Source organism: Acidobacteriota bacterium (genome assembly GCA_016196065.1).
Classification (GTDB): domain Bacteria; phylum Acidobacteriota; class Terriglobia; order Terriglobales; family Acidobacteriaceae; genus Acidiflorens.
Genome location: JACPYL010000010.1, coordinates 1202291 through 1223238, shown reverse-complemented (window position 1 = coordinate 1223238; position 20948 = coordinate 1202291). Strand labels below are relative to the sequence as shown.

General features: G+C 56.3%; 11 protein-coding genes. 8 read left to right on the top strand and 3 right to left on the bottom strand.

Annotated features, from left to right (window positions below):
* The first annotated feature begins 54 nt into the window (after positions 1 to 54).
* Positions 55 to 1230 carry a hypothetical protein gene (locus tag HY010_08360; protein ID MBI3475731.1) on the top strand — a complete coding sequence of 392 codons (1176 nt, stop codon included), beginning with the start codon at positions 55 to 57 and terminating at the stop codon, positions 1228 to 1230.
* Between the two features lie 441 nt (positions 1231 to 1671).
* Here HY010_08360 and HY010_08355 read toward each other — a convergent pair whose 3' ends face one another.
* Positions 1672 to 2361, bottom strand: a complete 690-nt coding sequence (locus tag HY010_08355; GenBank protein ID MBI3475730.1) for an SDR family NAD(P)-dependent oxidoreductase — start codon at positions 2359 to 2361, stop codon at positions 1672 to 1674.
* 342 nt (positions 2362 to 2703) lie between these two features.
* Here HY010_08355 and HY010_08350 point away from each other — a divergent pair, with 342 nt between their 5' ends.
* From HY010_08350 to HY010_08335, 4 genes are read left to right on the top strand one after another with little or no spacing between them, the layout of a single operon-like run.
* Positions 2704 to 5874 carry a PSD1 domain-containing protein gene (locus HY010_08350; GenBank protein ID MBI3475729.1) on the top strand — a complete coding sequence of 1057 codons (3171 nt, stop codon included), beginning with the start codon at positions 2704 to 2706 and terminating at the stop codon, positions 5872 to 5874.
* 4 nt (positions 5875 to 5878) lie between these two features.
* Positions 5879 to 7441 (top strand): DUF1501 domain-containing protein, encoded by a 1563-nt coding sequence (locus HY010_08345; protein ID MBI3475728.1) that lies wholly within the window; start codon positions 5879 to 5881, stop codon positions 7439 to 7441.
* Positions 7442 to 7487: 46 nt separating this feature from the next.
* Positions 7488 to 8954, top strand: coding sequence for a hypothetical protein (locus HY010_08340; protein ID MBI3475727.1), 1467 nt, complete (start codon positions 7488 to 7490; stop codon positions 8952 to 8954).
* Between the two features lie 30 nt (positions 8955 to 8984).
* Positions 8985 to 10076, top strand: a complete 1092-nt coding sequence (locus HY010_08335) for a 6-bladed beta-propeller (protein MBI3475726.1) — start codon at positions 8985 to 8987, stop codon at positions 10074 to 10076.
* 40 nt (positions 10077 to 10116) lie between these two features.
* Here HY010_08335 and HY010_08330 read toward each other — a convergent pair whose 3' ends face one another.
* Complete coding sequence (locus HY010_08330) at positions 10117 to 12354, bottom strand: PD40 domain-containing protein (protein ID MBI3475725.1); 2238 nt, start codon at positions 12352 to 12354, stop codon at positions 10117 to 10119.
* A 212-nt stretch (positions 12355 to 12566) separates the two neighbouring features.
* On the opposite strand from HY010_08330, the gene HY010_08325 reads away from it, so the two are divergent.
* Positions 12567 to 13571 carry a sel1 repeat family protein gene (locus HY010_08325; GenBank protein ID MBI3475724.1) on the top strand — a complete coding sequence of 335 codons (1005 nt, stop codon included), beginning with the start codon at positions 12567 to 12569 and terminating at the stop codon, positions 13569 to 13571.
* Between the two features lie 87 nt (positions 13572 to 13658).
* Here the strand turns inward: HY010_08325 and HY010_08320 are convergent, their stop codons facing one another.
* A complete protein-coding gene (locus HY010_08320) occupies positions 13659 to 15896 on the bottom strand; it encodes a hypothetical protein (protein ID MBI3475723.1) in 2238 nt (745 codons plus the stop codon).
* 182 nt (positions 15897 to 16078) lie between these two features.
* Between HY010_08320 and HY010_08315 the strand changes: the two genes are divergently transcribed.
* Together HY010_08315 and HY010_08310 are read left to right on the top strand one after the other, a co-directional pair.
* Positions 16079 to 19663, top strand: a complete 3585-nt coding sequence (locus HY010_08315; GenBank protein MBI3475722.1) for a carboxypeptidase regulatory-like domain-containing protein — start codon at positions 16079 to 16081, stop codon at positions 19661 to 19663.
* A 100-nt stretch (positions 19664 to 19763) separates the two neighbouring features.
* Entirely contained in the window at positions 19764 to 20948 is a 1185-nt protein-coding gene (locus HY010_08310; GenBank protein MBI3475721.1) for a tetratricopeptide repeat protein, read from the top strand.

The window sequence follows — 20948 nt, the reverse complement described above, 5'->3', positions numbered from 1 at the left end:
AAGTGGCATTGGCCTGCTATAAAGCCGTCACACCACTTCTGAGGAAGTGCCGAATTGCCTAGTCACAAGCGCACACAGTCCGTTGTTCATCATTCGAACATCCTGGATGGCCGGCCTGGCTTCCGTATTCACGGCAAGTGGGGCTATGTCTCAGTTCTTGAAGGTGGGGGCCACATCTGCGAATTGATCTTGCACAGTGCTGGTGATGTCAATCCAATGTGGCGGCCTACCTGGAAAACAATCGATCCGGAGTGTTACAAGCCGCGCAAGCACCTCCGCACTTACGGCCCCCCGCCTGAAGGCAAACTGCTCGCCGGGATCGCGGGTCACAGCATCAGCTTCGATTATTTCGGACCGCCGTCCCCGGACGAAATCGCAGCCGGACATACCACGCATGGTGAAGCTCCCGTAGTGACATGGCATCGAAAACTTACTCGCGGATCGCCTGCCGGGAGCCTACTTTACGTGGCCGATCTTCCGAAGGCCCAAATGCGTCTGCAGCGTGTAATTGCTCTTGATCGCGAATCACCGACTATCGATGTTGAAGAGACCGCCTTCAACCTTGGCACCTTTGACCGGCCCATCTCCTGGAACCATCACGTGACCTTCGGCCCGCCATTTCTGGAGCCGGAAATCACTCTGTTTGATATGCCCGCGACACGCAGCAAGGTCTGTCCCGCCACATTCAGCACCAAGATGTCGCTGCAGCCAGACGCTGAATTCCGCTGGCCTAAAGCTCCCAAGAAGGGTGGAGGCTTCCTGAACCTTCGTACCAGTGAAGAGGGCCGATACGGACATTACACTGCGCATTTGCTGGACCCAGCGCACAAGACCGGTTTTATCGCCGTGTGCAACCCAAAGATGGGGCTGCTGGTCGTATATCTGTTCAATCGAAATGACTATCCGTGGGTCGGCAATTGGGAGGAATCTTACAATCGTGTTCATGCGCCGTGGAAAGGACACGAATTCTGCCGCGGATTTGAGTTCAGCACTACTCCCTTTCCCTTCCCTCGACGCGAGACGGTCACAAACGGACCGCTATTCGGTGAGTCTACATACAAGTGGTTGCCTGCACGAGCTAAAGCAAAATCTCAGTATCGGATTTGCATGTTTGAGGTCCCACAAGATTTCCAAGGAGTCGCTGCCATTGAGGTCGACCGTGGTTCCCTGAAATTGCAAGAGAAGACAAGAGGTCGAACTTTTTACCTGAGCACGAGGAGTCGTCTCTAGCCAGATTAGATGGTATTGGGCGGCTCAATTTTTATAAAGAACCGCAAACTATGGGATACTCAGCTTCCGACGAGGTCTGATGTCGATCGCGGCGCGGACAGATTTTCGTACAATAAACGTACAATGGATCCGGCATTGGGGCCTTTGTAGCCGTTGTGGCACTTCACAGGATCAATAACTTCTGTCGCATCAACACGCTGAAAAGTTCGACTCCCGCCGCCTCCACCACTCTTCCTTTACAGTTCAAGCAGTGCCTCTTCATTTCGTCGCAAAACTCTGCTGTTTCGGCCCCTATCGCATCCCGCCAGGAGTCGCTCTGCCTGACCGTGGCGCCCCTGCCTAGTTTCGGAGAACAGATACCGTCGCTGGGAGGGGCAGCTCAAATGTGCGCTGAGGCTGGCAGGTCGCGGTGAATAGAGAGGAAATCCCGGCACCGTCTTCTCAAGCATCTTTGCCATACACCGGGATTACCGCCCCATTAACGTCTTTGCCGTCATTGCTCGCCAGCCAGGCGAGCAGTGCGGCAATCGTTGCGGGCTGAACCCATTTGGAAAAATCCGCAGTCGGCATGGCCTTGCGATTCGCCGGAGTGTCGATGGTGCCCGGCAAAATTGCATTCGCCGTGATACCCGCGTCCTTGTTTTCGAGGGCAATCGTCTTAATCAAGGAGACCATGGCCGCCTTCGACGCACTGTAAGCGCCCACTCCCGCGCCCGGTTCCAGGGATGCCCGACTGCCGATTGCAATGATTCGCCCGCCGCCGGCTTTCCGCAGGACCGGAATCGCCGCTCGTAAGAGAAAAAAGGTGGCGTTCAAATTCAAGTCCAGCATGTTTTGGAATGTGTCATCATCGGTTTCGGCAACGGACTGCCCGCCTGCAAAACCGCCGACCGTGTGCGCAACCACATCAAGCCTGCCAAACTGGCTGACGATGTTGTCGACTACACTCTTCGCACCAGAAGCTGTCGAAATCTCTCCGGGCAACGCCGTAAACGCGGGACTGCTGAAATCCGTTTGTTGGATTTTGCGCGAGACCCCTACCACCGTAGCGCCCGTGTTCAGCAGCGCTTCGGTCACGTGTTTGCCAAGGCCTCCATTGGCCCCGGTCACAAGAACAATCTTGCCTTTCATCGTTTAACTCCGATCTACTGTCAGCGGTTAGATTCCGGCACTCCCGAAAAAGTGACGGAAATTGAGATTGTGCCCGGAAACTGATCTCGAGACGATTCCACGTTGGCACTGCGCGCGGCCGCGCAAGGATCGTTGGCTATGCCTGCACAAGTAAAATCAGACCGTTGTGGGATCGTTCCCATGTTGATTTCTAGCGACTGAGAACATCTTGACACCGAATCTGCCAGGTCGTTACCATCGAGGCCAAAGCGGGATGGAATTCTCCCAATGAATTCCTTAACCATAGCAGTTTTTGCCAGCTGACCTTCGCAACGTTTCATGAGGCCGACGTAGTCGTTTTCCATGGTCACGAACACCGCATCCCGTATCCGCGGCCTTGGACTGGCAGTTGTCGTTGCGATCGTGGTCGTGGCTGGATGGGCGAACCGGGCCCGTTTCGTTTCCCTCTTCTCTTCACACCAGCCGGTAGATTTCAGTCGCGACATCCGGCCGATCCTGAATCAAAATTGCACGTCCTGTCATGGCGGAGTCCGGCAGAAAAGCGGCATCTCATTTATCTTTCGCGAAGAGGCGCTGGGCACGGGCAAATCTGGACGACGGACAATCGTTCCTGGTGATCCCGATGGCTCTGAGCTGATCGCGCGCGTCAGTTCGAAAGATCCAGAGATTCGCATGCCCTATCATGGGCCCCCGCTCGCGCCTGAGCAGATATCGCTGCTGCGGCAGTGGATAAAGGAGGGAGCGAAATGGTCCGACCACTGGGCGTTCGTTCCTCCTCGATCGCAGCCGTTGCCGGTGGTCAAGCGTAGCGATTGGGTTCGTCAACCACTGGACCGGTTCATCCTGGCGCGCCTGGAAAAGGAATCACTCACTCCATCCCCGGAAGCGGATAGAGCCGCCTTGCTACGCCGGGTGTCGTTGGACCTCACCGGACTGCCTCCCACCGCGGAAGAGCAATCGGCATTTTTAGCCGACCATGCTCCGGACGCTTACGAGAAGCAAGTCGACCGGCTGCTCGCATCGTCTGCCTACGGAGAGCGATGGGCGTCCATGTGGCTCGATCTCGCGCGCTACGCGGACTCCTTCGGATATGAAGCCGACAATCTTCGCCTCGGCGTGTGGGCCTATCGTGATTGGGTTATCGATGCTTTCAATCGCAACGTGCCCTACGACCAGTTCGTGACCACGCAATTGGCGGGAGACCTTCTACCCAACACCACCTTCGAAGATAGAATCGCAACTTCCTTTCATCGGCAAACTCCCAACAACCAGGAGGGCGGAACCGATGACGAAGAATTCCGCATGGTCGCGGTCATGGACCGGGTCGCCACCACGTGGTCCGTGCTAAATAGCGTGACCATGAATTGCGTGCAGTGCCACTCGCATCCTTACGATCCGATCCGCCACCCGGACTATTACAAGTCGCTGGCATTTTTCAACACGCAGCGCGACGCCGACCGCGATGACGATTTCCCAAATCTGCGAGTTCCGAAAGACAAGGCTCGCTATGCGGAAGCCTCACAGATGCAGCAGGAGATTACTCCCCTGCTTCATTTGGTCGTGTCGTCTGACCGCGATCTGGTCGACAGAATTGAATGGAAACCCGCGCCGATCCAGTCTGCCGGGGCGAACGAGATCCCGGCCCTGATCGAACGTTTGCCCGCAGACCTTGAGTACCTCGCGCAATTGCGAAAAGATAAAGGTCCAGCCGCCGCCAAGGCCGAGTCCATCAACGATCAACTCGAACGAATCAAATCTGTGCAGAATCGCCTCGCCAAGGCACGCGCACTTGGCGTTCCTGCCAAAACATTTCGACTGGTGAACGGAGAGGCCTTCGCTGATCCGGAGACTCCGCCACAGTCGTATTACGAACTGGTTGCTCCGAGTACGTCCCCGATAGTCACGGCGATTCGAGTCGAAGTGCCTCCCGTCGACGCGGACAAGTCGCGTCACACTCCAGAGGATGGCTTTGCGGTAGATCGGGTTGAAGCATTTGTCGTACACGCAGACGGGCAAAAGCAGAGGCTTGCATTCCGCTGCTTCATCCAGGACTCGGAGGAGAATCTCGAAGCGGCCGTCACGCCGCCGTTTGACGCGAAGAAGCATCCCAAGCTCGCGGCACCTGCGGATGGTTTTGCGTCCAGTCCGAAACTTTTTGGCACGCGCTGGATTGTCGGCATTCTTGCGGAACCCTTGCGATCCACACCCAACACCCGTATTGAAGTTGCTCTCAAACAAGTCCGCGAAATCGACTACAAGCCGGTGCCGATTAAGCGCGTTCGACTGTCGCTGAGCGGCGATGCGCGCCTCACTTCTCGAAGCCAGGAACCTGAGCGCGTGCAAGCGATCGCCCGGCTCACTGATCTTGAAAAGCGCCTCGCCAAGATTCCCAGTGTCAATGTTCCGGTCATGTCGGAGCAGGAACCTTACGAACGAAGGACGACGCTTGAATTCGAGCGTGGAAACTTTCTGAACAAGATCGGGCCGGATCTCGCGCCTGATGTGCCGGCAATCTTTCCGAAATTTCCGGACGGTGTTCCCCGCAACCGTCTCACGCTTGCGCAGTGGTTCTTCATGCCAGGGCAGCCTCTGACAGCACGAGTCGCTGTCAATCGATACTGGGAGCAACTATTCGGGACGGGAATTGTCGAGACTCTCGAGAATTTCGGAAGCGTCGGCGAAGGGCCGAGCCATCCTGAACTTCTGGATTGGATGGCGCTCCACTTTCAGAATGACCTGCACTGGGACATGAAGGCTCTGCTTCGCGAACTCGTGACCAGTGCGACCTATCGTCAGCGAGCGACAAGCACTCCCGCCCTTACAGAAAAGGATCCGCGCAATCGACTCCTGGCGCGTGGCCCCCAGCAGAGACTAACGGCCGAAATGGTTCGCGACCAGGCACTTGTAGCCAGCGGCCTGCTGAGTCGCACGATCGGTGGACCTCCAGTCATGCCGCCACAACCGCCCGGCATTTGGAATTCGGTCTACAACGGCGACAAGTGGAAAGATGCGGTTGGTCCGAATCGCTATCGCCGTGCCATCTATACATTCGTGAAGAGGACGAGCGGGTATCCGAGCTTTCAGATTTTCGATGGATCCGACCGCGCGACCAGCCTGCCGCGCCGCATCCCCACCAACACGCCACTGCAGGCACTCGTGACTCTGAATGATCCTGTCTACGACGAAGCGGCCGCGGCGCTTGCGGCACGGACGGTGAAAGAGGTCGCTGCGAAGGGAGCGCACGGATCGGCCGGAGAAGACACGCTTGCGGAACGACTTCGACACGAGGCTCGACTTGTCTTGTCTCGCGATCCTACGCCGCAAGAACTCGCGGCATTACGAACGCTATTCGAACAATTGATGAAGACTCCGGGCAAGCCGGTTCTTAAGCAAGCGAGCCTGAAAACCGTGGAGAACTCCCCGCGCGCTACGAACATCTCTCCGAAGGAGTTTGAGGCTTTGCAGGCGATCGGTAGTGTATTGCTGAATCTGGATGCGGCAATGACCAGATAACTTTATGACCGACGGCAAGAAACAAAAGTCACGGCGACGCGATCTCGGGCTCTCCAGTGAGCTGCAACGTGAAGCGCAGCTCGCGAACATACAGGCACAGACGCGCCGTCATTTCCTGCGATCGATGACGGGCGGCCTGGGCTCAATATTCCTGGGCACGATGGCTTCCCGCTCGGCATGGGCAAGTGGACTTCAACTTTCGACGGATGGCACACCTCGTCTCGATTTGAAGCGTGATCCACGCAGTCCATTGTCCGCATTGCCACCTCAGTTTGCTGCCCGTGCGAAACGCGTCATCTACCTCCACATGGCAGGTGCGCCCAGTCAATTGGAGCTTTTCGAATACAAGCCCGAACTCGTCAGGCTCGACGGTCAGGATTGTCCCGCGTCGTTGCTGGCAGGCAAGCGCTTCGCATTCATCACGGGCGTACCGAAGTTGATGGGTCCGCAATATCCATTTCATCAAGTCGGACAAAGTGGTCATTGGATTTCCGATCGCCTGCCGCATCTCGAAAAACATCTCGATGAAATGTGCTTCATCAAGTCGATGCGCACCGATCAATTCAACCACGCGCCGGCGCAATTACTGGTACAGACCGGCAATGCGCGCCTTGGGTATCCTTCGCTCGGGTCGTGGGTTGTGTACGGCCTCGGAACCGAGAATCAGAATTTGCCTGGTTTCATCGTGCTTATCTCCGGTGGAAATACGCCTGACGGCGGCAAGCAACTCTGGGGCACAGGATTTCTTCCGAGCGTCTATCAGGGTGTGCAATGCCGTTCGCATGGTGAGCCTGTTCTGTATCTCCAGAGTCCCGGCCACGTGAGTGTCCCGGCACGTAGAAACATGCTGGACGCGATCGACGAACTCAATCAGCAGAACTACGCGGCATTCGGAAATCCAGAAACGGTGACGCGGATCGCGCAATATGAAATGTCCTTCCGCATGCAGATGGACGCGACTGATGCCATGGACATTCACAAAGAACCGGAAACTGTCCGAACAAAGTACGGATCGAAGATCGGCGAATCGAGTTTCGCCAATAATTGCCTGGTGGCTCGACGCCTGGCGGAACGCGGTGTTCGCTTTATCCAGCTCTACCATTGGGGATGGGATAGCCACGGATCGAGCGCCGGCGATTCCCTGAATTATGGTTTCGTAAAACGCTGCGCAGAAGTGGATCAGCCGATTGCCGCTTTGCTATCCGACCTGAAAGATCGCGGCATGCTGGAAGATACGCTGATCGTTTGGGGCGGTGAATTTGGCCGCACATCCATGCGTGAAAATCGCAGTGGGCAGGTCACGAAATTTACCGGCCGCGACCATCATCCGGGAGCCTTCACAATTTGGATGGCGGGAGGCGGCGTGAAACCCGGCATCACTTATGGCCAGACGGACGATCTGGGATACGAGATCGTCAAGGATCCCGTTGAGGTCCGCGATCTACACGCGACGATTCTCTATCTCCTGGGATTCGATCACCACAAGCTCAATTATTCGTTCCAGGGCTTGGACCAGAAATTGACCAGCGTAAAACCGGCCCACGTGGTCGGCGAGGTACTGGCATGAACATTGTGCGAGCAAGCTTTCTTCGCCGGCGGGGTTCCCAAACTTCATGATCCAGTGGATTCGTGGTGCCTCGGCCCGAGTCTTGTTCGGACTAGTGACGCTTGCGCCGATCGTGGTGCTGCTGAGTCTCTTGGCGTTCGCGCCGCCTGATGGCAACGAACGTGCCCAGTTCATGCAATTCCTCGGGCGCTTTCACCCGCCCTCGGTACACATTCCGATCGCACTTTTGTTATTGGTGCCCCTGCTCGAACTGGCAGGACGGAATCGGCGTTTTCCATATCTTCTTCCGGCTGCCGATTTTGTGCTCGGAGTCGCGACATTGGGCGCAATTGGAGCCGCCAGTCTCGGTTGGTGCCTTGCTCGTAGTGGCGGATACACCGGTCCACTCGTCACGCAGCACATGTGGTCTGGCGTTTGCGTCGCGGGAGCGGCATGGCTGTGCTGGATTTTGCGCGGGAGTGAGAACGCTCTCGCACGGGAGCGCATTTACCTAGTGGTTCTGGCAGGTACGGTGGGCCTGGTCTCCTTTACTGGATACCGCGGTGGCCAACTGTCGCAAGGAGAGAACCACCTGACGGAATTCATGCCGGCGCCGTTGGGCAGACTGCTCGGAGTTGCAGACGAAGAACCGGCATCCAACTCGCTCAACGGGGGGCCAAATACTTTTTACGGTGCACGAATTCAGCAGGTCTTCTCCAGACAGTGTGTCACCTGTCATGGAAGGAGCAAACACAAGTCGAACCTGCGGCTCGACAGTTTCGATTCCCTCATGCGCGGCGGCAAGCATGGCGCAGTCATTAAAGGTGGCGAATTCAAGAGCGAACTCTTGCGCCGCATCAAGCTGCCTTCATCGGACGATGACGCCATGCCTCCCGACAATCGGCGCTCCGTGCCAGCGGCCGATGTAGAACTCATCGAACAATGGATCGCATCCGGAGCCTCGGGAACGATAGCGACCGATGCCATCAAGAACGTGGCGCTGACGTCGACCAGTTCCGCTCCAGTCGATGTAACGTTCGAAGAAGTTGATCCTGCAGCGGTGGCGAAGCAGCGTGCGAATCTCGCGCCGGCCGTTGCGCAAGCACAGCAGCGATTGCCCAATGTGGTGGACTACCAGTCGCGGGTGTCCGGCGACATCGTTATTAATGCGGCATGGATGGGCGCCAAGTTCGGCGACACGGAGTTAGCAGCGCTCTCCCCACTGGGCGACCGTATTGTGTCTGCAGATTTTTCAAATACTGCGATCACCGACAAGTCGTCAGCGACGATCGCTGCCATGAAGCATTTGCGAGTGTTGCGCTTGATGCATACCAGAATCGGCGATCCGACTGTGCTGAGCCTCGGATCGTTGGATCAACTGGAGTCGCTGAGTCTATTCGATACATCAGTGACTCCCTCTTCCCTGCCCGCGTTAGTCCACCTGTCGAAACTGCAGCACGTCTACGCCGGCAACACGAAAATTTCGGCGGCAACGTCGATACCTGACGAGATCAAACAGAAGCTCGTGTTTTGATTTGGCCTCGACTCGTGCCCTGGAGCGCTTATGACCAATCGCACTGTTCTATCGCGCCGTTCCCTCTTGAAGAACGCAGTTGGCCCGATGGCTGCTGCAGGAATGTTGACGATCGCCGGAACTGGCGAGCTATTCGCCACCACCACTCCATCAAGAAGCAACGATGACTGCGACGGTGAAATTCTAGGCCAGGGAGAGTTCCGCTACCGCGCACACCGCCACTGGGGGCAACTTGATCGCGCTCACTACCCGGTAAAAGACTGCCACGGCATCACCGAAGACCGGCACGGCCGCATCGTGCTCCTCACCAACGACACGCACAACAACCTGATCAGCTATGAAAAGAACGGGAAATTCTCAGCCGCGTGGGAATCGCGTTTTCCAACTGCGCATGGCTTAGAGATCGAGGATCACCACGGCGAAGACCGCTACTGGATCACCGATCACGACGTGCAATGTCTTTCGATCAACACTGCCGATGGACGAGAACTGCGTCGCATCGGGCCTGACGCAGTAGCTTCCAAATATCCGAGCCTGAGCAACTACCATCCGACGAACTCCGCCTTCACTCCGGACGGAGACTTCTTCATCAGCGACGGTTATGGATCGAGCTTCGTTCACCATTTCGATCCGGAAGGAAAATACATCTCCAGTTTTGGTGGGGCCGGCAACACTCCTTCAAACCTGAGTGAACCGCACGCGGTCTGGATCGACAACCGCTCCGGCAAGCCGTCAGTCCTGGTGTGTGATCGTGGAAACGAAACGCTGAAGTGGTTCTCGCTCTCGGGCGAACTGCAACGCGTTGTGCCTGTGCCCGGCGCTCGTCCCAGCAACGTCGCGCAATTTCACCGATCGTCTTCGGGCCAGGCTGACAACCACATCGCCATCGCCAGTTTGAACGGAATGATCCTGATTCTCGACGGGTCGGATCGTGTTGTGTCGGCAGTCGGTGGCGAGCCGCCTGTTTACATCGATGGAAAGTTGCAGCCGCTGCAGGTATTCAATTACACCTTCAATCATCCGCACGACGTATACGTCGACTCCTCCGGCGCGCTGTATGTGCCGCAGTGGTGGTCGAATCAAACCTATCCCATCAAACTGGAACCGGTCGGCAAGGGCTGACGGTCCTCGTGTCACGCGATGATCTCGCTGAAAGGCGAGCTCAGTGAAAATTGTCCAGCACCATCACGTGGCTTGCTTCACTGCCCGGTAAATCGAAGAGCACCGAAGTTCCATCGGCCGGCGCGCCCAACCAGAAAGGAGGTTCCGGAAAGATAGTGATCGGCCGAATGGTCAAGCTGGTGAAATCGAAAAAACTCAAGGTAGGAACCGGCTGCGGCCCGGTCCCGACGAAAAAGATTCCTTTGTCAATCGTGGTCCAAGCGCCCCAGTCCACGGGCTGAACCCGGGGAAACACGGGGGCTTCGGTACCGCCGCCGACCGGCACTCTCCAGAGTTCTGGATTTTCGTCGCGATGTTTTGAATAGTAGAGGTAGTGGTCTGATGCCTCCCAGGCCGCGAACCCGCCTTGAGTTGTGACCTGCGTTGCGGTGCCGCCATTCGACGGAATCTTCCACACCTGCCAGGCTCCGGATCGGTCGGAGGCAAAGTAAATCCATGCGCCATCGCGCGACCAACTCGGAACTGGGTTGTTGAAAGCATCCTGCACTAATGCTCTGGGTACGCCACCGACCGCATTCACCAGGAATATGGCCCGAGGCTGCCGCCAGTCCGGACCGAGGCCAACATCGAAGGCGATCGTCTTGCCATCGGGAGACCAACGCGGAGTTCCCGCAGTTCCTACCGCGGTCAGTTGAACGGGATTCTCACCGTTGCGATCACTGACCCAGATATCCATGGCACCGGATCGGTCGGACATAAACGCAAGGCGTTTTCCATTGGGAGAAATTTGTGGCCCGGCATTCTGACCGCCGACCGATGTAATCAGTCCCCGCGCATTCTGCCGAGCGGTATGCAAATCAATCTGTTGGATACTCCGGGCGTTACTCAATCGCAGGTAGGCAAGGCGAAATCCCCGTTTCGAGATTGCCGGACTCCATGCCGGCGAGCCGACCTCTGCAATCTGAGTGGGAATCCCGCGCGTAACGGGAACCCGCCACAACCGGTAAGAATCCGATTCGCGCGCAGCGAAGACGAGCGCGGACCCGTCTGCCGTCCAGGCTGGCAAGCCGTCGACCGGTTGCGGATCTGTAGTCAATCGCCGGACTTCTCCCCCCGCAGCCGACATCAGCATGATGCTGGCAGGAAAACGTGCTCCGCTCGCGCGAAGAAACGCGATTTGCGTTCCGTCAGGAGAAAACGCTGGACCCCAATCACTATCCGGCGGCATCGGCGAGGTCAACTGTCGAGTCGTGCCGTCTTCCGTCGATAGCAGAAAGATGGCGGACCCTCCGCCGGCAATGTCCCCGACAAGCGCAATGTTTCCGTCGGGCGACCAGTCCAATTCACCGTGCTTCGAAGTCAGGGGCGCCGAGTAGAGCCGTTCGGGCGGACCACCTTTTTCAGACACCCTGTAGATGGTCCTCTCCGAATTTGAGAATCGTGAAAATGCCAGAGTATGTCCGTCAGGCGACCAGACTGGACAGCAATCACCCGTGTCACTCGACGTAATCTGGGTGAGTTCCTCGGTCCCGATTTGCTTGACCCAAATCCCAGAGGTGCCGGGAACAAATCCATTGCGGCGGAATGCGATGCGGTTTCCGTCCGGAGAGAATGCCGGATCGCTGGTCGGGTCCGATAAGCCTGTGAGCAACATCGGCGCCCTCGCCCTATTCTTTTCCGCCAGCAATTTTTCTTGCTGCTCGCCGCTCGGGTGAAGGCTGCTTCCCACCAGCCAAGCAATCCCGGCGAGAACAACCACCGCCGGAACCAGGTAGCGCAGCAGTCTCTTCTTCGGATAGCGGCCAGATCTTTCGAGTGTTGCGGACTCCGCAACTGCCTGTGGCTGGACGGGGGCCGACACGGACGGCAGGTCGACAATGGAAACCTTCGTCCCTTCCACTTCGGCAACGGGCGAGTTCTTTGCCGGTGACTCTTCGGAGACAGCGCGCTCTACCGTTGCGATAAACCGGTATCCCCTGCGGGGCAAGGTTTCGATGTACTTGGGATCCTCGGCAGAATCGCACAGCGCGTCCCGAAGCTTGTTCACGGCGGCGTTCAAACCATGATTGAAATCAACAAAGGTATCCCCAGGCCACAATTCTTCGCGCAGTTCTTCGCGGGTAACCAGCTGTCCGGGGCGGGAGATCAGGACGGCGAGGATGTCAAAAGGCTGACCGACCAATTTGATCCGGGTACCGTGCTTCCAGAGTTCATGGGTGTGCAAATCCGCTTCATAAGCCCCGAACTTCAGCCGACCTGAACCATTGATCTCTGTCATTTGCGCTCGGTACCACTCATTAGACTACGTTTCCTCCCGTCCGTCAGTTCCGCTCCCCGGCTGGAAGGTGCTTGGAATGAATATTTTAGCGGATGATCTCGGATGTGCGCAGAAATGAGCCTCCTTCCATTGAGGTAATCAGCCAAAAAACGCACCGTGCATGCAGTGAGCCCGGACCGCTAAAGAATTTCCGGCCGGGCCGGAGGGTGAATATGAGAAAGAACACTTCAGCCAATCGAATTGCACGAAAAATTGCGGTGCAGGCCATGGGTCTGGCCTTGAGTCTGTCGACTCTGGCGGTGACCGCTCAGTCCGGCGCCGCTCAGGACAAGATGTCCGAACAGTGCAGCCTGGCCATTGTCACGAAACAGGCAGTTGGATCGGCGAAAATCTGCGATCCGAAGACGGTCCGGGGTCTCGCGAAAAACGGACACGTCTTTGAACAGAATCAACTGGGGATCGTCTCCATGCTGGCGATCGGTCCCGACTACAACCCTCAGCAGGCCCTGCAATGGTTCGAGCGTTCCGCCCACAAGGGCTACGCTCCTGCCCAGGTGAACCTCGGCGTGATGTATGCCAATGGCTGGGGAACGGCGCCGAATCTCGGTGCGGCGCTGCATTGGTTTCGGGAAGCGTCCGACGAGGGATATGCCCGCGCCGACTACAACCTCGGCATCCTCTACATGCAAGGTCGAGGAGTAAAGAAAGACTATGCCGAGGCCATGCGCTACCTGCGTAAAGGAGCCGAAGCCGGAGACTCCAGCGCCCAGACGAACCTCGGCTACTTATACAGCGAAGGACTGGGCGTGGCTCGCGATCCGAAGACGGCCGCGATCTGGTATGGCAAAGCCGCCGAGAGCGGCGATGCTATGGGCCAGAATGATCTTGCCGACCTCTATCTTCGCGGCGAAGGAGTTGCGCAGAGTGACACCGAGGCGTTCCGCCTCTTTCAGCAAGCGGCGTCCAAAGGACAAACCGGCGCACGAATCAAGCTCGGCTACATGTACTCCGTGGGACGCGGCACTCAGAAGAACATCGAAACGGCGTGCGCATGGATTACCGCCGCGACGCTGGCCGGAGACGAACGTGGCCGCGATCTGCTGCACTCTCTCGAAGGTCAGCTTTCCGCTACTCAACTCGCGAATGCCCGAGCGCAAGCAAAAAAGTTGAACGCGGAATCGGAAGCACAGCTCTCCGCCAAGGCTTTGCTTCCGTAAGTTCTCGGACCCCCCACCAAACTTGAAGGCCGCGGATTACGCGGCCTTCTTTTTACTTCCCTCTTCTTTCATATGTAGTGGAGCGATCTACTTCTTTTCCGTTTCAGCCGCGATTCGATTCAGCATCGACTGAATCTCCGGGTTGGACTGAAACTGTTTCCACACCAATCCCGTCCGATAATTTTCGATCATCACGACGATCGGCGCCTGATTCAATCCCATGTAGATGGGAGAGATCCAGTCCTGCGAAGGATTGAATGCATCGCGCGGGCCGTAGATGTCCCACATCGTGCTGCCCAGATCGCGATAGTAATGTTTGAACGCTTCCATGGATTCCTGCGGCGTGTACGGGAAGGATGCGAGAGCACCGGTCGGAGTCAGCGTCCCGGTGCTGTTATTTTCGTCGGGAGCGTGCGCTACATATCCCCATGGACCATCACTCGCAGTCAGCCCCCAGGCATTCGTGCCATACCCCTCAAAGTGGCGCGGGTTCTCAATGCAATACGCTCGATTGATGAGTGCGATGTTGCGATTATTTTCAAAATAAGTCGAAGCGGTAAAACGGTCACGGAAGGAATGCGGATCGAATCCCATAAAAGAATAGTGCGTGAAGAACAGCGGTCCTCCGTTGCCGACTCCGACATCGAGTTTAATCCCGTAGTAAGTGTGGCCATTTCCGTAGTGGTCACCGTCCGCGCTGCTAGACCAACCGCTTCGGTAACGAAGAGCGCGTTCATCCTGACCTGCCCAGCCTGTGTAGTAAAAGCTGGCGGGGACGGCATGCGTGGGCGATGCAATTCCGAGAAGGTAGGTAATCATCGTTTCGTTGAAGCCAATGAGCGGATGATGAATCTGCCAAGCCCAGCGCGGAGACCAATGCCAGTAGAGATTTCCGCTCTCGGGAGTCTCGCGATACCAATCCCACTCCACGGATTCCCAGAGTCGCGAAATGCGGCGATAGAGCGATTGCTCAGTTTCCTTGGAGCCACGGAAATACTGGCGCGAAGCCAGCAGACCTTGCATCAGGAATGAAGTCTCCACCAGATCACCGCCGTCGTCGAACATGCCGAACACGGGCATTGTCTTTCCGGTGCTTCCATCCATGTAATGCGACCACACACCGTGGTAGCGTTGCGCGCTCTCCAGAAAACTCACGATCTTTGTGAGCCGCTCGACGCCCTGCTCGCGTGTGATGAATCCACGATCGACGCCGACCATCAACGCCATGATTGCGAATCCGCTGGCTCCGGTCGCAACGATTCGATCGTCGCCGGGAATATTTTCGCGAGCCATACCCGAGTGCGGATCCGCTCCCTCCCAGTAATAGTGGAAGCACGCTTCCTGCAACATCGTCAGCAATTCATCGTCACTCATTTCGCGAGTGCTGGCGGACGCCGCAGCCGACAAAGGCGATTGCCTGTAATTGCGGTCGGACGTCGCCACCTTATATTGAGCAGCGACTCCAGCCTTGCCGAGAAAATCTGAGTAGCGATTTGTGCCGGGTAGTTGGATTCCGATCGGCTTGAACTCTTTTCCGTCCAGCGAGCGGTAAATTAGGTAGCGCGCCAGTTTCGGATTCTCGACACGGTTCCACCGCACTTCGACGTGCCGGTCATAGCCGATCGCGTGGACGTTTTGTGGAGCGGGCAATCCGGTTGACGCAGTTTTCTTCTCGGCGGTGGATTCATCGTCAACGCGGATTTCGTCAATCAGCAGAGTCCGGCGGACACCATCGGCTCGTCCCTGAAGAAAAATGACATTCTGCAGGTGTTGCGGCTGGAAAGGGTAGATCGAGGCTGTTTGGAGTTGGGAAAGAGGAATTTTGACCTGAAACCACTTTCGGGCAGGAATATTTTTTGCAAATTTTCCGAGTGCAACCGGTCCCGTAAAGCTCCCCGGAAACTCGGCAATCTGGAGTCCCTCCCGATTATTGGAGAAAATGACGTCGGGAAGGTCGGCTGCCAAAATCTCTTCCGGCGCATAGAGCCAGAGCGAGAGATTTGTGCCACCGAGAGCCGGAAGTCGATTGCGAAAATTGTTCAGATGGATTTCCGCTTCCCAGCTTCCTCCTGGGTTTGACTGCCACGTGAGTCGAAGCGCATTCGGCGCAGTTACAAAATCGTTTTTCTCAACGGGTAATTTTCTGTTTTTCAGTTCAAGAAAACTTCCGCCTGTAAAATTCCCAGCGCTGTAGAAATACACATCAGCCGTCAGACTATTGTCGAAGAAACTGTGCTGATAATAATCTGTGTTGCCGTATGAGACCGAAGCGAGCGATAGGGTCAATGTCGTTGCGAGGACAATCCGACTCCACGCCGAATTCATCCGTTGCGACATAGAATGCGTCCAGAATTTCATATTATGAAGCCTTCCATTAGGGCGTTATCTTGCCATGCACACGCACGAAAACCCGCATGGACTGTGCTTGACAAGGGGAAACTGGCTTACTATACTCCCGCTGCAGCGGATTAGTAACTCGATTTAGTTGCGGTGTGGGAGCGAATCTAATGAAATCCAGTGTGGCTCGGTATTCCCGAGTTCTTCTCTTAGTTCTAATGTGTCTCGCGGGCAGCGCAGCCTTCGCACAATATCGTGCTTCGATTCGGGGAACCGTCACGGACCCGCAGGGAGCGATCGTTTCCGGCGCGACGGTCACGCTCACCAACAAGGAAACGAATCAGAGCTCCACCACGACCAGTGATGGCAGCGGCATCTACAACTTCAACGGCCTGCCTCCCAGCAAGTTCTCGCTCACCGTCGAGAAAACGGGCTTCAAGAAAAAAGTTCTCGACAACGTAGTGGTCATTTCGGAGCAATCCAACTCGGCCAACGTGGAACTTGACTTGGGTCAAGTCACCGAATCGGTGACTGTCAATGCCGACGACGCGCCACTCCTCAACACGGAATCGGCGAACCTCGGCGGCTCGATCCGCGCCGCAGACATTCAGAAGCTGCCGTCCATCGGCCGCGACGCGTTTCAACTTCTACAACTGGCACCGGGAGCGTTCGGTGACGGTGCCCAGAGCGCGGGCGGCGGAACCGCAAATCTTCCTGGGACGACAATTGGTGGTACCGGTTCTACCGATGGCGTGTTCAAAATCGAAAACGGCGGGCAAATTACCGCTAATGGGGCGCGTACCGGTGAGAACAATTATCAGATTGACGGTGTCGGAACGACCAGCGTGACGTGGGGCGGCACATCAGTCATCACGCCGAACGAAGATTCGATCAAGGAAGTAAGAGTGATCACCGACAACTATGACGCGGAGAACGGACGCTACCGCGGCGCGCAGGTCCAAATCATTTCTCAGAACGGAACCAACGACATTCATGGCAGCCTCTTCTTTAAGGGGCATCGGCCCGGCTTGAATGCGTTTCAGAAATACAACGGGCTCAGCGGCGTTACCCGGGATGCGGCCCGTTTTAATGACTGGGGCGGCACGGTGGGTGGCCCTATTTGGAAAAACAAGATTTTCGGTTTTTTCTCGTACGAAACGTTGAGCAATAAATCGCACGGGACCGACGGCAGCGGCTGGTATGAGACCGATGCATTTCGTGCCTTGGCCACATCGGGAACGAACGCCTCAGCGTTTTACGGTTTTCCTGGTGTCGGGCCCTTCGGCGGCCAACAAACCGATACCAACGCGGGGAATACCCTGGACTGCGCATTTGTCGGCCTCAGGGAAGGAACCGATTGCCACTACATCCCAGGTGGCGGATTAAACCTGGGTTCGCCGTTGACGGGCGAACTTGGATCGCGCGATTTGGCGTACAACTTCTGTCTGGAAACGGACGGAGAGGGCAACTGCGTCTACAACACACCGGGCACCGGAGGCAATGGTAATCCGAATAACCTGGGCGCGAACCTGACAGATGTCCCGACGATCGCTTTTTTCAATGGCATCAGGACCATCAGCGACAGTAACCATCGACAATACAACGGTCGACTGGACTTCAACGCCACGAACAAGGACCTGATTGCGTTCAGCATCTATTACGTGCCCAACACCAGCACAAGTCTGAATGGCAACGGCTTGCGACAGATGAACACCTTCAACAGCAACTATAAGAACCGCGCCATGACGTTGTTGTGGAACCATACGTTCGGTGCAACTATGGCCAACGAAGCCCGTATCAACGCCGCGGGGTGGCAGAACAAGGACTTGGCGGACAATCCCAGCGCTCCGTGGGGACTTCCTTCGGTCGGCTTCAACGCGGCCCGGGGTGTCACGCCGAATGGCTACGGGATCGGGTCTTTCAATGGCTTTGATCAGTGGACCTATGCAGGCAAGGATGTTTTGACCAAAGTCCATGGCGCACACACTATGAAGATGGGCGGAGAGTTCACACGTTTGCTTTCGGTGGACGCTCCTTTCTGGGCGGATCGTCCTGGATACCAGTTTAATAATGTGTGGGACTTCCTCAATGACGCGCCAATTTCCGAAAACGTTCAATCGGATCCGCAAACTGGAGTTCCCTCTGCGCTGCGCAAGGATCTACGTTCCAACGTGATCGGTTTGTTCTTCCAGGACAACTACAAGCTGCGGTCCAACCTTACCGTGACTGCGGGATTGCGTTGGGAATATTTTGGTCCGATCACGGAAAAGCAGGACAAGCTTGCTTCCGTCGTGTTCGGTCAGGGAGCGAATAGATTTACGGATCTGAGACTTCGCACCGGTGGGGGCCAGTTTAATGCCCAGAAAACGAACTTCGGGCCGCAACTTGGCTTTGCGTGGAGTCCGAATGGAGTGATGGGGCACGATTTCAGCAACCGCCTGGTTATCCGTGGCGGAATTGGAATCGCTTTCAACGGAGTCGCGCAGTCCAACACGCTCGATGTGCGCTTTAACCCGCCGTTCGTTTCAAATCAACCAACGTTGACGGGATCTGACATCCAATACATCGGAAGCTTCCCCACAAACATTCACGATCCGAATGGCTACGCTTCGAATCCGGCTACGATCCTGACGTTTGGGACCGACAATCTGCCAGTTACCGGCACGGTTGGTGACTTGACCGCACTGGCCGCAACACAACCCACGACCTATAGCTATCACTACACGATGGGGGGCGAGTACGATCTCGGCCACCGCTGGGTCGCTTCTGTGGGGTATCAAGGAAGCCTCACTCGCCACCTAACCCAGCACTACAACCTCTACAACATCGGCTCAGCTTTGGGGTTGGAGTTGAATCCCAAAGTGCACGGCATCACCTACTACGGGAATGACGGATCGGGCCGCTTCAATGCTTTGTTGCTGGAACTAAAACATTCCATTGGCAACTCCTTCATGCTGGATACCCAATACCGGCTGAGCGAAAACAAGGACTCGGGCAGCAATGCTTATGCCGGCGGATTTTACCAATGGAACATGGCGACGAACTATGCCAGATCTGATTTCGATAGCCGTCACGCATTCAAGATATTCGGAGTCTGGTCCCCCACGATCTTCAAAGGCCAAAACAATTTGTTGGAGAAAGTGGTTGGCGGCTGGAGCATTTCCGGAATTCTCAATGCTCACACCGGATTCCCCTGGACACCGTTCTACAACAGCAACGATCTTACGGGAGGATTTGACCCGGTCTTCTTCTTGGATCCGAACGGATTTGGCGGTGGATCGTCAAGTTCCGCAGGATCTGGACAGGTTCTGCCAGGATCGAGCGTCGGCGGCTTTAATCCGAATTACAGAGACGACAAAGCGCATGCAGGTTTGGGTTCACAATTCTTTACCCCGCCTGCGATTGTGCCCGGCGTCTTGTTTGACTGTCTCTTTGCCAATCCGGATCCCGTACGCTGCCCAGACGGTCAGCTGGCACCTGGCCCGATTCCTGGCGCGCCCGGCGTCAGACGTAATGCGTTTACCGGACCTGGATACTTTGACATAGACGCAACTCTCAGCAAGTCGTTCGGCTTGCCGAAACTGCCCATCCTGGGAGAGAACGCGAAGCTGGAAATTCGCGCGAGCTTCTTTAACCTGTTCAACAAGGTGAATCTCACGAGTGTCCAGACCAACGTTCTCGACGACCATTTCGGAGAGGCACAAAACGCACTCGGCTCCCGCGTCATCGAAATGCAGGCACGGTTTAACTTCTAATCAACACGCCACTCAGGCGCGCTCCGCAAGGAGCGCGCCTTTTTTTATTGTGCCTGCAAAGGAATCCAATTCGCTTCCATTTTGCTCTAGACTGAGATTCGTGCAAAAGGCTCGAACGTCACTCTTTCTCTTCATCCTTGCCTTCACAATTTGTCCTGCTGCGCCTGCACAAACCAAACCTTCCTCTCGAATCAGCTTTGCCTCGCTAGCGGCCAAGGCTGACGCCGCGCGCGATGCCGATCGACTGGACGAAGCGGTAGTCCTTTATCGGAAGGCTCTCGCACTCCGGCCTTCCTGGGCCGAAGGATGGTGGTCGCTGGGAACCATCCAGTACGACCGCAACGCCTACGCAGATGCGGCCCGCGCCTTGCAGAAAGTCACCGTGCTGGTTCCGGATAACGGAAATGCCTACGCAATGCTCGGACTGTGCGAATTCGAATTGGGGCGGGAAGAACTTTCCCTTCAACACATCGAGAAGGGAAAACACATCGGCATTCACAAGGACGAGGCACTTGGGCGCGTGTTGCTCTATCACGAAGGCGTCCTGCTGCAACGAAAAGGTAGCTTCCAGGCTGCGCAGGAGACACTGGAAGAGTTGTGCTTGCGTGGCGGCAATGGAGATGAGGTCGCCAATGCTTTGGGGATGACGCTGTTGCGTATGACTGGCAAGGCTGCGCCTGCGCAAGGCTCCACCGATGCGAACGTCGTGTTGCGCGTCGGCCGTGCGGAGTGCCTGGCCGGCCAAAAAAAATACGACGAAGCGCGCCCTGCGTTCGAGGAGGTCGTAAAAGACAATCCGACCTATCCCAACATTCATTACGCTTTTGGATTATTTCTCATGGAAATTCGCGATGTGGTAAACGGAGTGGAACAGTTCAAACAGGAAATCGCGAACCATCCCGATCACGTCCTCTCACGTTTGCGGATTGCGGCCTGCTTGTACAAGGAAGATTCCGCAGCAGCGATTCCCTACGCGGAAGAAGCCGTCAAACTCTCTCCGGGCCTGGGATTTGCTCACTATCTCCTCGGATTGTTGCTGCTCGATGCCGATCAGTCGGCACGCGCCATCCCAGAATTGGAGATTGCCCAGAAGACATTTGCTCGCGATCCCCGAATCTACGCTGCGCTCGGTTCAGCGTATTCCCGTACTGGACGTAAACAAGCCGCCGCACAAGCTCGCGTCACTTTCGATCGACTGAACAAGGAAGCGGAAGATTCGAAGAAGTCCGGCCCACAGGCAGGAGACTTGATGGGAATTCCACTCGGTACTTCCCCGCGACATTGA

What these genes read in the sequence shown, in the direction of transcription:
- HY010_08355 (MBI3475730.1), bottom strand. Translation starts at nt 2,361, where the DNA reads ATGAAAGGCAAGATTGTTCTTGTGACCGGGGCCAATGGAGGCCTTGGC.
- HY010_08350 (MBI3475729.1), top strand. Translation starts at nt 2,704, where the DNA reads ATGGTCACGAACACCGCATCCCGTATCCGCGGCCTTGGACTGGCAGTT.
- HY010_08345 (MBI3475728.1), top strand. Translation starts at nt 5,879, where the DNA reads ATGACCGACGGCAAGAAACAAAAGTCACGGCGACGCGATCTCGGGCTC.
- HY010_08340 (MBI3475727.1), top strand. Translation starts at nt 7,488, where the DNA reads ATGATCCAGTGGATTCGTGGTGCCTCGGCCCGAGTCTTGTTCGGACTA.
- HY010_08335 (MBI3475726.1), top strand. Translation starts at nt 8,985, where the DNA reads ATGACCAATCGCACTGTTCTATCGCGCCGTTCCCTCTTGAAGAACGCA.
- HY010_08330 (MBI3475725.1), bottom strand. Translation starts at nt 12,354, where the DNA reads ATGACAGAGATCAATGGTTCAGGTCGGCTGAAGTTCGGGGCTTATGAA.
- HY010_08325 (MBI3475724.1), top strand. Translation starts at nt 12,567, where the DNA reads ATGAGAAAGAACACTTCAGCCAATCGAATTGCACGAAAAATTGCGGTG.
- HY010_08320 (MBI3475723.1), bottom strand. Translation starts at nt 15,896, where the DNA reads ATGAATTCGGCGTGGAGTCGGATTGTCCTCGCAACGACATTGACCCTA.
- HY010_08315 (MBI3475722.1), top strand. Translation starts at nt 16,079, where the DNA reads ATGAAATCCAGTGTGGCTCGGTATTCCCGAGTTCTTCTCTTAGTTCTA.